Origin of the sequence: Streptantibioticus parmotrematis, from assembly GCF_019890615.1 — a bacterium.
In the GTDB taxonomy this organism is placed as follows: domain Bacteria; phylum Actinomycetota; class Actinomycetes; order Streptomycetales; family Streptomycetaceae; genus Streptantibioticus_D; species Streptantibioticus_D parmotrematis.
In genome coordinates, this window is record NZ_JAINVZ010000011.1 from 62951 (window position 1) to 75104 (window position 12154).

Annotated in this window: 14 protein-coding genes; 9 read left to right on the forward strand and 5 right to left on the reverse strand. The window is 72.6% G+C overall.

All coding sequences use genetic code 11. From position 1 onward, the window contains the following. Positions 1-69: 69 nt before the first annotated feature. Complete coding sequence (locus K7472_RS17390; RefSeq protein ID WP_222979020.1) at positions 70-1092, forward strand: amidohydrolase family protein; 1023 nt, start codon at positions 70-72, stop codon at positions 1090-1092. Here K7472_RS17390 and K7472_RS17395 read toward each other — a convergent pair. Next, positions 1064-1621 carry a GNAT family N-acetyltransferase gene (locus K7472_RS17395; RefSeq protein WP_222979022.1) on the reverse strand — a complete coding sequence of 186 codons (558 nt, stop codon included), beginning with the start codon at positions 1619-1621 and terminating at the stop codon, positions 1064-1066. The two genes, K7472_RS17390 and K7472_RS17395, sit on opposite strands and share 29 nt — an antisense overlap. A 130-nt stretch (positions 1622-1751) precedes the next feature. Continuing rightward, positions 1752-2726 carry an NmrA family NAD(P)-binding protein gene (locus K7472_RS17400; RefSeq protein WP_252395771.1) on the reverse strand — a complete coding sequence of 325 codons (975 nt, stop codon included), beginning with the start codon at positions 2724-2726 and terminating at the stop codon, positions 1752-1754. Positions 2727-2854: 128 nt separating this feature from the next. Here K7472_RS17400 and K7472_RS17405 point away from each other — a divergent pair, with 128 nt between their 5' ends. From K7472_RS17405 to K7472_RS17420, 4 genes are all read left to right on the forward strand, one after another. Next, entirely contained in the window at positions 2855-3256 is a 402-nt protein-coding gene (locus K7472_RS17405; protein WP_222979023.1) for a winged helix-turn-helix transcriptional regulator, read from the forward strand. A 339-nt stretch (positions 3257-3595) separates the two neighbouring features. Next, positions 3596-4147, forward strand: a complete 552-nt coding sequence (locus tag K7472_RS17410) for a hypothetical protein (protein ID WP_222979024.1) — start codon at positions 3596-3598, stop codon at positions 4145-4147. Positions 4148-4413: 266 nt separating this feature from the next. Then, the gene (locus K7472_RS17415; protein WP_222979026.1) at positions 4414-5676 is read left to right on the forward strand and encodes a sensor histidine kinase; all 1263 of its coding nucleotides are present in this window, start codon (positions 4414-4416) and stop codon (positions 5674-5676) included. Between the two features lie 16 nt (positions 5677-5692). Continuing rightward, positions 5693-6418, forward strand: a complete 726-nt coding sequence (locus K7472_RS17420) for a response regulator (protein ID WP_222979028.1) — start codon at positions 5693-5695, stop codon at positions 6416-6418. Positions 6419-6526: 108 nt separating this feature from the next. Here K7472_RS17420 and K7472_RS17425 read toward each other — a convergent pair whose 3' ends face one another. Next, complete coding sequence (locus K7472_RS17425) at positions 6527-7171, reverse strand: response regulator transcription factor (RefSeq protein ID WP_222979030.1); 645 nt, start codon at positions 7169-7171, stop codon at positions 6527-6529. Next, the gene (locus K7472_RS17430) at positions 7159-8409 is read right to left on the reverse strand and encodes a sensor histidine kinase (RefSeq protein WP_222979032.1); all 1251 of its coding nucleotides are present in this window, start codon (positions 8407-8409) and stop codon (positions 7159-7161) included. Before K7472_RS17430 ends, K7472_RS17425 begins: the two co-directional genes overlap by 13 nt. Positions 8410-8692: 283 nt before the next feature. Between K7472_RS17430 and K7472_RS17435 the strand changes: the two genes are divergently transcribed. Next, positions 8693-9058, forward strand: coding sequence for a hypothetical protein (locus K7472_RS17435; RefSeq protein WP_308013958.1), 366 nt, complete (start codon positions 8693-8695; stop codon positions 9056-9058). A 66-nt stretch (positions 9059-9124) separates the two neighbouring features. Further along, positions 9125-9778 (forward strand): class I SAM-dependent methyltransferase, encoded by a 654-nt coding sequence (locus tag K7472_RS17440; protein ID WP_222979034.1) that lies wholly within the window; start codon positions 9125-9127, stop codon positions 9776-9778. Positions 9779-9866: 88 nt separating this feature from the next. On the opposite strand, the gene K7472_RS17445 is transcribed toward K7472_RS17440, so the two are convergent. Next, the gene (locus tag K7472_RS17445) at positions 9867-10178 is read right to left on the reverse strand and encodes a helix-turn-helix transcriptional regulator (protein ID WP_222979036.1); all 312 of its coding nucleotides are present in this window, start codon (positions 10176-10178) and stop codon (positions 9867-9869) included. Between the two features lie 174 nt (positions 10179-10352). Between K7472_RS17445 and K7472_RS33465 the strand changes: the two genes are divergently transcribed. After that, a complete protein-coding gene (locus K7472_RS33465; RefSeq protein ID WP_222979038.1) occupies positions 10353-11246 on the forward strand; it encodes an STAS domain-containing protein in 894 nt (297 codons plus the stop codon). A 239-nt stretch (positions 11247-11485) separates the two neighbouring features. Then, complete coding sequence (locus tag K7472_RS17455; protein WP_308013959.1) at positions 11486-12082, forward strand: pentapeptide repeat-containing protein; 597 nt, start codon at positions 11486-11488, stop codon at positions 12080-12082. Positions 12083-12154: the final 72 nt, after the last annotated feature.

Here is a 12154-nt window from a genome sequence, read left to right on the forward strand (position 1 = left end):
GACCCGGCGCCTACCCGACCGAGCCGACCGAATCGACCGAGCCGACCGAATCGACCGAACGGAGCCCCGATGACTGTTGACGGCTGGGTGAACGTACACGCCCACTTCACTCCCCCGATCACCGAGCAGGAACGCACCGCGCGATGGGAAGCCATGCGCGCGCAGCACTTCATGGCTCCGCGACCCCACCACTGGAGCCCGCGGGCCACGCTCGACTACATGGACCGCACCGGCATCGCGATGCAGATGCTGAGCAACATCCCCCGGAAACTGGAGGAGTTGAGGGCCTCGAACGACTACGGAGCACAGGTCGTCGCGGAGCACCCGAGCAGGTTCGGACTGCTCGCCGCCCTGCCCACCGACGACCCCGAGGCGGCTCTCGCCGAGATCGAACGGGCCGGTACGGACCTGCGAGCCGACGGGTACGCCGTGAGCGCCGCCTACAACGGCGTGTCCCTCGGGGACGAGCGCCTGGAGCCGGTGTGGGCCGAACTGGACCGGCGCCGAGCGGTCGTCTTCGCGCATCCCAATGCCTACGCACCGGCCCGCTCGTGGCATCCCATCCCGCTGGTGGAGGTCGCGTTCGAGACCGCACGCAGCGTCGTCGACATGCTGTACGCGGGTGTGTTCCGCCGTCATCCCCACGTGACGCTGATCCTCGCGCATGCCGGTGGCGCTCTGCCCGCGCTGTCGGGGCGACTGGGACTCCTGGGTACCGAGGCCTGGGTGCCGAACCCCCAGCGGATCACCCGCGAGGAGATCCGGCGGCATCTGGGCCGCCTCTACCTCGACACGGCGGCCTCCGGCGCGGACTCCGCCCTCGCCCCCGCGCTCACGATGGTCCCGCGCGACCACCTCGTCTACGGCGCCGACTGCGGAGTCCCTTGCAGCACGGAGGCGACGATGGCGGCCGACATCGAGGCCCTGCGGCACTCGGGAGTGCTGGTCGGCGACGAGGCCGACGAACTCGGGCGCCGGGCACTGGAGTTGTTTCCCTCAGCCGCCCAACGCGTCCGGCAGCAATCCGGCATCCGGCCGCCGGGCGCTACCGCCTCTACCGCCGCTACCGCTGCTCCCACTGCTCCTTGGTGATCTCGCACCGGACGCCCCCGTGCTCGGAGCCCTCGACCCTCTCCATGTCGGGCGGCGTGGGAATGGTCTCCGTGTGCGTCATGCCGAGCTTCTTCATGACGTTGCGCGAACCCTGGTTCACGGTCATCGTCTCGGCCCACACCATGCGCACCCCGAGCTCCCTGAACGCCTTGGCCAGCAACGCCTCCGAGCCTTCCGTGGCATAGCCCTTGCCCCAGGCCGCCCGCCGCAACCGGTAGCCGAGTTCGACCTCGTCCAGCCGGTCCTCCGGGCGCAGGATGAACCAGCCGATGAACGCGCCGCCGTCCTTCTCCTCCGCGGCGAACAACCCGAGGCCGCCGCCCCACTTCTCGTAGCCGGCGAGGATGTTGGGCAGGTAGCGCTCGCGAACGGTCTCCGGCGCCGTGGCAACGCCACCGGTCAGGTAGCGCATCACCGCCGGGTCGCTGTCCAGCTCGATCAGCAGGTCCGCGTCGTCGGTGGTGAAACGGCGCAGGGTCAGGCGCTCGGTCTCCAGGTATATGTGCACCGGCCGATCATGTCCGAGGAACGACGGTCCGACGAATGGTTTTCCCGGGATCCCATCGGCGCGTCCTGACCATGCCCTATCGGCGCGTCCTGACCATGCCGTGGACCGCCGTCGTGCGGGCGCCGTCCGGTCAGGCGAGTGCGGCGGCGATCGCCTCGGCGGGAGTCGTGGTCGGCCGTCCGATCAGGCGCCGCAAGTCGCCGGAGTCGGTGAACAACTCACCTTCCTTCATGGCGAGTTCGGCGCCGACAAGAACCTCCGCCAGCTCGGCGGGCACCCCCGCGTCGGCCAGCGTCCGGGCGAACTCGTCGGCCGGGAGGTCGGTGTACGTGATCCGCTTCCCGGTGGCGGCCGAGATCGCCGCGGCCAGCCCGGCCAGGGTGAACGCCTCGTCCGCGCCCAGTTCGTAGACGTTGCCGGCGTGGCCGCCGGTGGTCAGCACGGCCGCCGCGGCGTCGGCGTAGTCGGCGCGGGTCGCGGCACTGATCCTCCCCTGGCCGGCCGCCCCGACGAGGGCTCCGTTCCTGAGTATGTGCGGGAGTTGGGCGGTGTAGTTCTCCACGTACCAGCCGTTGCGCAGCATCACGCCGGGGACGCGTTCGCGCAGGTACTCCTCCGTTGCCCGGTGGGTGGCGGCGAGGGCCGTGCTGGACGTGTCCGCGCGCAGCATGCTCGTGTACGCCACGAGCGACGCGCCCGCCGCCACCGCGGCGTCGATGGCACGGCGGTGGTTGGCGACGCGCTCGTCGACAGTCGTCGTGGATATCAGCAGGACCTTGTCCGCACCCTCGAATGCGGCGGGGAGAGTGTCCGGCTCCGCGAAGTCCGCCCGGCGCACCACGACGCCGCGATCGGCGAGGTCCTCGATCCTGGTGACGTCACGGCTGGTCGCGACGATGCCGGAGGCCGGCACTCCGCGGGCCAGCAGCGCTTCGACGGTGAGCCTGCCCAGTTGTCCCGAGGCCGCGGTGACGACGATCGGCGCGGGAACCCCCGTGGGAACTGATGTGGGAACTGATGTGGAGGCCGACGTGGGAACCGCAGTGGGAACTGACGGGGGAATCGACGTGGAAGCCGACGTGGGATTCGACATGGGATTCGACATGGGAACCGCCCCTTTCCGCCGCGGACCTCCCGCGGCGCGAGACCCACGATGACCTGGCCGCTCTCCTTCAGTAAGTACCCACTTCCGGGTAAGGTGGCCACCCTGACGAAAGCATCGAGGTGAGCTTCGTGGCGACCGGCCAGGATGTGACCGAGCCCATACCGTCATGGGACCCGTACGCGCGGGGCTGCCCCTCGCGTGACGTGCTGGACCAGATCGGCAGCAAGTGGGCGGTGCTCGTGCTGGGCGAACTCGGCAGGCACGGGGCGTGCCGGTTCACCCAACTGCGGCAGCGGCTGGCCGGGGTGAGCGAGAAGATGCTCACGCAGACGCTGCGCACCCTCGAACGCGACGGCCTCGTCCTGCGGACGGTGTACCCGGAGGTGCCGATCCGCGTGGAGTACGCGTTGACGCCGCTCGGCGAGACGCTGCGCGGCCCCCTGAAGGCCCTCACGGAATGGTCGGTGCGGCACATCGAGGACGTCCTCGCCGCGCGCGAGGAGTACGACGAGCGGAACGCGAAGCGGTAGGACGAGCGGAGCGCGAAGCGGTAGTACGGCTGCCGCTCACCACGTGGCGCCATCGCTGGGTGCGCGAGAGCGGGGGCGACGCACGGCCCTCCCGACGCGCAGCCACAAGCGGGCCCGGGGCCCGGCCGCGACCGGGCCCTGGGAGGCGGCCACAAAGGGCCCTGGGGACGACCACGAGCGGGCCCCGGGATCGGCCACGAGTGGGCTACGGCGGTCGGCCCCAGGGTTTCCCCACCGGGTGGAGGCGCGGCTCTCCCACCCAGGGTGGAGACGGAGTTCCACCCTGGCTCCACCCGTGGGTTGAAGTGCTGAGGCCGCTTCGAGCGGATGCTCTTACACATGACGACCACCGACTGGATCATCGACATCGCGCTCCTCCTCATCGTCTTCCGGCAGATGCGCGAGGAGCGGCTCACCGCCCGCACGATCCTGCTGCCCCTCGGCATCATCGGCTGGGCTGCCACTAACTACCTGCACCACATACCGACCGCGGGCAACGACCTCGTGCTGGCCATCGTGTTCGCCGGTATCGGCATCGCCTTCGGGCTCTTCGGCGGACTGCTCACCCACGTGCGGTACGCCGGTGGGCACGTGCGGATCAAGGCCTCCCTCAGCGCGGCCGCCCTGTGGGTGATCAGCATGGGGTTCCGGCTGGGCTTCGCCGTCTGGTCCTCGCACCCCTCCGGCGGCGCCCACGTCGCCCACTTCTCCGCCGCGCACGACATCACCAGCAGCCAGGCGTGGGTGGTGGCCCTGATACTCATGGCCTTCGGCGAGGTCGTCGTCCGCCTCGGCACGATCGTCGTACGCGGTCAGCTCCTCCACGCCCGGGCCGACCGCGAGCAGACCGCCGCCCCCGCCCCGGCGCCCCGCCCCGGCGCGTACGTCTGACGAACGGCGCGGCGCGGGCCGGTCCCCGACGGACCCGGACACGCCTCACCGCAGGTCCGGGCCCCCTGGGGCGCCCGGGCCTCGCGCCGTTCGCCAGGCGCCCGCGGCCGGGTACCGACGGGGTCCATCGTGAGGCGGGCGACGGTCGGCCGTGCGGCGGCGGCGTGTGCGTGTGCCGCACGTCCGCCCCGCACCCGGCGAGAATGGCGACACCGGCACGGCGCCGGAGCATCCGCACCGGCGCCGACAGCGAAACGGAGCACGACATGAGCACATGGCTGGGGACCGGCCCGGCGCGGCGGCGGACGTTCGACCGCCGTGACCTCGTCGGCGCGACGGCCATGGTGATCTGCGTGGCGGTGTCGGTGATCGCCGCCCACGGGGTCGCCCTCAAGGTGACCGTCGGCGTCCTCGGGGCCCTCGCCGAGCTCGGGCTGTTGCTGAACCGCCGCTTCCTGCCGCCCCGCGTGGCCGTCCTCGGCGTGGCGCTGACCATCTGCACCGGTTACGCCATCACCCTCCTGGCGCCGAACGGGCTGGGCGAGGTCCCCGTGCTGGCCGGAGCCGCCGTCCTGCCGATGGCCGTCCCCGCCGGCCCGGTGCGCAACGCGTGCGTGGCCGTGGTCGCGGTCGCCTTCGGGGCCACGATCGCGGTGATCTCCCGCAGCCCGGCCGGGCTGCTGGCGGGCGTCGGCGCCTGGTTCATCTCCGACCGCTCCATAGAGCACGCCGCCCTGCAGGCCGAACGCGACCGGGCCGTCGCGCTGCTCGCCGAGGTCGAGGCGTCCCGGCAGGCGTTGCAGGAGGCCGCGGCCGTCGAGGAACGCGGCCGGATCGCCCGGGAGATGCACGACGTGCTGGCGCACAGCCTCGCCGGGCTGTCGGTGCAGTTGCAGGCGGTGCGGGTGATCGCCGCCCGGGAGGGCGCCCCGGCCGCGCTGACCGAGCCGCTCGACCGGGCCGCCGAGCTCGCCCGCGACGGCGTGCAGGAGGCACGGGCGGCGGTGGGCGCCCTGCGGGCCGCGCCGCTGCGCGGGGTGGACGATCTCGGCAGGCTGGTCGGGGGCTTCCCCAGTGAGGCACGGCTGCGGGTGACCGGCCGGGCGGGTCGGCTCGCGCCGGAGGCGGGCCACGCGATGTACCGGGCGGTGCAGGAGGCCATGACGAACGCGGCCCGCTACGCCACCGGCAGCCCCATCGAGGTCGACGTGGCATGGGAGGGCCGCACCGCGCGGGTCACCGTGCGGGACCACGGACTGCCCGCGGGTCGCGGTCCCTCGGGCGTGCAGGGCAGTGGTACGGGCCTGCGCAGCATGGCGGAGCGGATCGAGGCGGCCGGGGGTTCGCTGGACGCCGGTCCCGCGCCCGCGGGTCCGGGGTGGCGGATCGTGGTGGAGCTGCCGGTGGCGGAGGCGCCCGAGGACCGGGGTGCCGGTGCCGTGGGGGGAGCCGCCGCGGGCCGCACCACGGCGTCGGCCGGCGGAAGCACCACCCCGCGGGACCACGGCGGCAAGGAGGCGGGGGCGTGAGAGGATCGGCCCGCCGATGGGCGCCCAGGGCCTGCGGAAGGGCGGACGCGTGACGATTAGGGTGCTGGTCGCCGACGACCAGGCGGTGGTACGGGACGGTGTCGTGCTGCTGCTGTCGTCCGCCGACGACATCGAGGTGGTCGGCCAGGCCGGTGACGGTCACGAGGCCGTGCGGCTCGCCGTCGAGCAGCGGCCCGACGTCGCGTTGATCGACCTGCGCATGCCCGGGCTCGACGGCGCGCAGGTGACGGCGGAGGTGCTCGGCGCGGACCTCGGCGCGCGGGTGCTGATCCTGACGACGTACGCGGACGACGACGCGGTGATACCCGCGCTGCGCGCCGGGGCGGTGGGCTACCTGACCAAGGACGTCACCGGTGAGGCGCTGCTGGCCGCGGTACGCGACGTGGCCGCCGACCGCACCGTCCTGGACCCGGCGGTCCAGCGCCGCCTGGTCCAGCTGGTCGTCAGCGAGCCCGAAGCGCGTCCCGCGACCCACGCCGCCGCCCCTTCCGCCCCCGTGCCTCCGCCCGAGGCCGAGGGCCTGACGCGGCGGGAGATCGACGTCGTACGACTCGTCGCGGGCGGCCTCAACAACCGCCAGGTCGCCCGGGAGTTGGTGGTCAGTCAGGCCACGGTGAAGACCCACCTCAACCACATCCTGGCCAAGCTGGCCCTGGAGGACCGGGGCGCGCTGATCGCCTGGGCCTGGCGATACGGCCTGGTCACGCCCACGGACCACTAGCCACCGAGCCGATCACCACGGACGCCGGCGGCCCGGCCCCGCACCGCACCGCACGCGGCGACGCCCGGCCGGCGCCGCGTGAGGAGGCGACGCCCCGCCGTCATCCCCTCACGCCACCCCCAGGAACCGCAGCACCGCCAGGACTCTGCGGTGGTCGCCCTCCGCCTGCGGGAGGTCGAGCTTGGTGAGGATGCTGTTGATGTGCTTGGCCACCGCGCTCTCACTGACGACGAGTTGCTGGGCGATGCCGGCGTTGGAGCGGCCGCCCGCCATCAGTTCGAGTACCTCGCGTTCGCGTGGGGTCAGGCGGTCCAGCGGATCGCTGTGGCGGCGTACCAGGAGTTGGGAGACGACCTGCGGATCGAGCGCCGTGCCGCCCGCGGCCACCCGGCGCAGCGAGTCCGCGAACTCCTCGACGTCCGCGACCCGTTGCTTGAGGAGGTAGCCGATGCCGGAGGTGTTCGCCGACAGCAGGTCGGCCGCGTAGCGCTCCTCCACGTACTGCGACAGCAGCAGCACCGCCGTGTCCGGCCACTGCCGTCTGATCACGAGGGCGGCGCGCACGCCTTCGTCCGTGAAGCCCGGCGGCATGCGCACGTCCACCACGGCGATGTCCGGCCGGTGCTCCTCCACCGCCGCGAGCAGCGCCTCGCCGTCGCCTACCTCGGCGGCCACCTCGAACCCGGCCATCTGGAGGACTTTCGCCACGCCGATCCTCAGCAGAACGGAATCCTCGGCGATCACGGCGCGCACGGCAGCTCCACGGTGACGACGGTCGGCCCCCCGACGGGGCTGTTGACCGACAGCGTGCCATCGACCGACGCCACCCGCTTGGCCAGTCCGGCGAGTCCGGTGCCGTCGTCCGGTCGCGCGCCGCCCACGCCGTCGTCGCTGACGACGACGAGGAGGATCGCGCCGAAGCGTTCCACGACGACCTCGGCCCGCGAGGCCTCCGCGTGCTTGACCACGTTCGCCAGCGCCTCGGAGACGACGAAGTAGGCGACCGCCTCGATCGTGGGCGACGGCCGGGAGGGCAGGTCCACGGCGACCCGTACCGGGAGGGGTGCCCGCGCGGCGATCCCGGACAGCGCGGCGTCCAGGCCCCGGTCCTCCAGGACGGCGGGGTGCAACCCGCGTACCAGATGGCCCAGTTCCTCGATCGCCTCCTTCGCCTCGCGGTGTGCCTCGTCGATGACACGGCGGGCGTCGTCGGGAAGGTCGCCGAGCGTGGCCTTGGCGAGGCCGAGGTTGACCGCGAGCGAGACCAGGCGCTGCTGGGCTCCGTCGTGCAGGTCCCGCTCGATACGGCGCCGCTCGGCGTCCGCCGCGTCGACCAGGTTGGCCCGGCTTTCCGTCAGATCCTCTACGCGGCGCACCAGTTGCTCCTCGCGGCTGGGGCCGAGCAGGACGGTGGCGGTACGGGTGTCGACTCGCGCGAGCGCCCCGGACGACCATCCCATGGCGTACAGCAGCGCGACGCCCGCCGTGGTGACGTACGCCGCCCAGGTCGAGTAGCCGGGGTGGCCGGCCCGCCAGTCCAGCGGGACCAGCCAGATCCACACGTACACCGACGTGGCGGCGAACGCCACGGCCCAGCCCGCCAGGACGACGGTTCCCGCGAGGGCGAGCAGCGGCCCGTCCAGCAGGTGGTATCGCAGCTGCCGGTGTCCCGCCCGCGATCGCAGCCACTCGGCCGTCCCGGGCCGTCGTCCGGTGTGCGGCGGGGGAATGTCCACACCGAGCCGGGTGCGGAAACGATCGCGTTGCACCCGGGTCAGCACCGGGCCGGCGAGGACCACGACGACAAGCGGACCGAGCACGGCGAGCAGGATCGCCCACATCGCGACCGGTACGAAGAGGATCCACGGCAGGCCCAGGACGAACAGGACGCCCACCTGGACCAGGACACCCGTGGCGAGGAACGCGGCGGAGCGTCCCGCGCCCCGGAAGGGTGCGAGGAACGCGCGTCGCAGGCGGTCGGACGTGTGCATGGGGAGACGGTAGACGCCCAGGTCACGCGCGGACCATGGCGAGAGCACCCGCCCCGGGGTGTATCTGGTGCCACCCCCGTGACGGACATCCGCGCTACTGACGGTGCGGTCCCCGACGGCCGAGGCTGAAAGCCGTGAAGCAGAGCCGGGAACACGGGGGTCGGTGTCGATGAGCATTCTGACGCGTCGTCAAGTACTGCCGATGGCAAGGGAGTCGGGAGACCGGAAGCCGAAGGAGCCGAAGGAGCCGAAGGAGCCGGGACGTCGAAGGAACAGGTTCCGCGTGGGGCACGTGTTGTTCGCCTGCGGGCTCGCGCTCCTGCCGTGGCTCGTGGTGCTGGCCGACGGCCTGCCCGGCACGGCCACCGCGGCGCACTGGTGCACGGCGTGGGTCGGTCTGGACGCCCTGGAGGCGGTGGGGCTGATCGCCACCGGGTTGCTGTCGGTACGCGGGCACCGTCTGCACGCGCTGACGGCGGCGGCCACGGCGACGTTGCTGGTGGTCGACGCGTGGTTCGACACCACGACGGCGGCGCCGGGCGCGGACCTGGTCTCCGCCGTGGCGATGGCGCTTCTGGCGGAACTGCCGCTCGCGGCGGCCTGCGTCGTGCTGGCGGTACGAGGTCCGGTCGGCCCCGGGCCCGCCTGACGGCCGTACCGGACCCACACGGCACCGTCGAATCCCACCATCCGTTCACATTCCTAGGAGACACCCATGCCGCACACCCTCCCCACCGTCGGGCCCCGCGCCCGGTGGGCACTCGCCGCCGGTGCCGTCGCCGTTGCCGGGGGCGCCTGGTGGTACGGGGACAAGGCGCCGTACCCGTACGCCCAACGCAGGCTGCTGGACGTGCAGTTGCCGTTCCTCACCGCGCGGCGGCTGGACGACGTGCTCCGGCCGCGGCCGGGGGAACGGGTGCTGGAGGTCGGCCCGGGCACCGGCTTGCAGTCGTTGCACGTCGCCCCGCAGCTGGGTCCGGGCGGGCGGCTCGACGTGCTGGACGTCCAGCCGGAGATGCTCGATCACGTGATGCGGCGTGCGGAACGCCACGGGCTGGACAACATCACGCCCACCCGCGCGGACGCCCGCGAACTCCCGTTCCCGGATGGGGCGTTCGATGCCATGTACCTGGTGACCGCGCTGGGCGAGATCCCGGAGCCGGGGCGGGCGCTGGCGGAGGCGGTGCGGGTGCTGGCGCCTGGCGGGCGGCTGGTGGTGGGGGAGTTCTTCGACCGGCACTGGATCCCGTTCGGCAGACTGCACCGCCTCGCCGACGAGGCGGGCCTGCACCTCGGCACGCGTCAGGGCGCGCCCTTCGCGTACCTGGCCCGGTTCCACCCGTGCCCGTCGTACTCAGCGCGAACGTGACCGCGCGCCCTCTGGAGAAGCCGCCCGGAGGCCACGCGCCCCCTGAAGACCACGCCGCCCGGAGGCCACGCGCCGTCCGGGCCTCCGGTCAGCCCTCCGCGCGGCCCAGGCCGGAGCCGAGGAGGACCAGGAGGTCGTCGACGGTGCCCTGGTCGGCGGGGTGACGCAGGGGGGCGCCGAGGATGACGCGGTAGTGGTTGGCGCGGCCCTGCCTGGTGTGCGTCAGGTAGCCGCCGCTCTCCAGGTCGGCGATGATCTTCTGCACCGCGCGCTCGGTGAGCAGGCATCCCGCCGCGATGTCGCGGATGCGTGCGCCGGGGTTGCGGGCGATATGGGCCAGCACCCGTGCGTGGTTCGTCAGGAACGTCCAGGTGCCTCGCGTGTCTCGCCTGTCTTCCATGACATCAGATGGTACGAGACTCACGAAGAGCAATACACGAACTGGGATTCATGAATTTATTGACAGGTTGACCCTGTGTGCGCATCATGAAACTGCCCCTGAGCGGGGGCGACCGCCCTGCCCAGACCCGGCGCCGCTTCCGACAGTGGCGGAAACCCGACTGGAGAGCACCCCGTGGAACGCCTCACAAAGGATGGCCTCGACCAGCTGACCGCCGTCCTCACGGCGCGGATCGGCGACCCCCGGGTGGTGCCGGCCACCACGGGCGGGTACTCGTTGCGACACACCGTCGCCCACGCCATCCGTGGCGTCGAGGCGTACCTCGACCTGGCCACCGAGGAGCCCGCCCATCCCCACCTGGCGCGCTCCCGGGCGCAGGCGGAGGAACTGTGGGCGGTCCTGGAACGCGCCACAGCCCTGCTGGCCCACACCCCCACGCCGCCCACAGCCCCCACGGCCCCCACGCCGCCCACAGCCCCCACGGCCCCCACGACGCTCGCAGCCCCCACGAGGCCCAAGGCCCTCGCGCGGCCCAAGCCCCCCACGAGGCCTGCCGCCCCCGCGGCGTCCGTCCCCGCCTCCGCGGCCACGCCCGCGGAACGGGCGATCGGCGGCCGGAGCACCATCCCGGCGCCCGCCTCGGCGCACGAAGCGCACGACGACCGCCCCGGCGAGCGAAAGGATCGACCGATGACGCGGGTCAGCCCCTCCCCCATCGACCCGTCCTCCCGCGCGACCCTCACCATCGCTCGCATCGGGTCCGTCCTCGTACTGCGCCTGGCGGGTGAACTCGACCTGGCGAGCACCACGATCCTCGACGAGGCCTCGGCCACGGAGGCGTCCGCGCTCGTCTTCGACCTGTCCCGCCTCGACTTCTGCGACTCCACGGGCCTGAACATCCTGCTGAGGCTGCGCCTCGCGGCGGAGCGCCGGGGCATCCCCGTACACGTGGCGGCGGCCCCCCGCCAGGTGGCCCGCCTGCTGGAGATCACGGGCGCCGCACGGATCTTCCGCATGCACGACAGCGTGGAGACGGCGATGAGCACGCTGGACGGAGAACGGGGCTGAGGCACGGGTCCCTTTCCGGCTCCGGCCCACCGGCCTCGTGAGGGGGAGTCGGCAGCGTTCTTGCCGGGGCCGGCGTCCTGCGCGACCGTATTCATGTCGGGGCGATGCCCGGAGGCGGTCTGTCTCCGGACGGTGCGCTTCGGACGGAAGAGTTCACGGCTGCGGGAGTCTCGTGAGGAGCAGCCAGGTGGGACATGACACCCCGTAAGCCCTGTGACCCTGTTGTCCGGCGAGTCCGCGTGTTGCCGTTCGACGCCGAAGCCGCGGCACGTCTGTCCGCGTGGGCCTCGGCGGACAGCGGTGCCCTCTTCGCCGCCGACCTGGATCTGCGCGGGATGGATCTGACCGGAGCCGACCTCACCGAGGCGGGGCTGTCCGACGCGTGTGCGGCGGGGACAACGCTGTGCGGAGCGGACATGTACCGGGTGTCGTGGGCGCGCGCGGACCTCACCGGAGCAAATCTGTCCCACAGCTGTTTGGTGAAGGCGGAGTTGGACGATGCCGATGTGCGCGATGCGGTGCTGAGCGGCGCCGACCTCACCAGCGCGTCCTTGTGCTGGGCGAACGCCCGGGGCACCGGGTTCCGTGGAGCCCGATTCGTCGGCACGGCGCTGCTGGGCACCGATCTGCGCGGCGCCGACTTGACGCGAGCCGTCTCCGAACGGGCCTCACTGTCCGTCACATTGGACCGTACGACCCTGTTCACCGGCGCCACCGGCTCCCTGTACGGACCCGTCACCGTGCTCGACGGCCGGGAACGCTCCGAGATCGACGGCCCCGCCCTCCAGCGATTCCTCGCCGAACGTGGCGCGCACGTCGAAGTCCTGGCGCCCTGACCGAGCGAAGGCGAGAGTCGTCGGGCACCATCTCCGATCGAGCGAGCACGACCGGCCCGGCGTAAAGGTACT

What these genes read in the sequence shown, in the direction of transcription:
- K7472_RS17390 (WP_222979020.1), top strand. Translation starts at nt 70, where the DNA reads ATGACTGTTGACGGCTGGGTGAACGTACACGCCCACTTCACTCCCCCG.
- K7472_RS17400 (WP_252395771.1), bottom strand. Translation starts at nt 2,726, where the DNA reads ATGTCGAATCCCATGTCGAATCCCACGTCGGCTTCCACGTCGATTCCC.
- K7472_RS17410 (WP_222979024.1), top strand. Translation starts at nt 3,596, where the DNA reads ATGACGACCACCGACTGGATCATCGACATCGCGCTCCTCCTCATCGTC.
- K7472_RS17415 (WP_222979026.1), top strand. Translation starts at nt 4,414, where the DNA reads ATGAGCACATGGCTGGGGACCGGCCCGGCGCGGCGGCGGACGTTCGAC.
- K7472_RS17420 (WP_222979028.1), top strand. Translation starts at nt 5,693, where the DNA reads ATGGGCGCCCAGGGCCTGCGGAAGGGCGGACGCGTGACGATTAGGGTG.
- K7472_RS17430 (WP_222979032.1), bottom strand. Translation starts at nt 8,409, where the DNA reads ATGCACACGTCCGACCGCCTGCGACGCGCGTTCCTCGCACCCTTCCGG.
- K7472_RS17440 (WP_222979034.1), top strand. Translation starts at nt 9,125, where the DNA reads ATGCCGCACACCCTCCCCACCGTCGGGCCCCGCGCCCGGTGGGCACTC.
- K7472_RS17445 (WP_222979036.1), bottom strand. Translation starts at nt 10,178, where the DNA reads ATGGAAGACAGGCGAGACACGCGAGGCACCTGGACGTTCCTGACGAAC.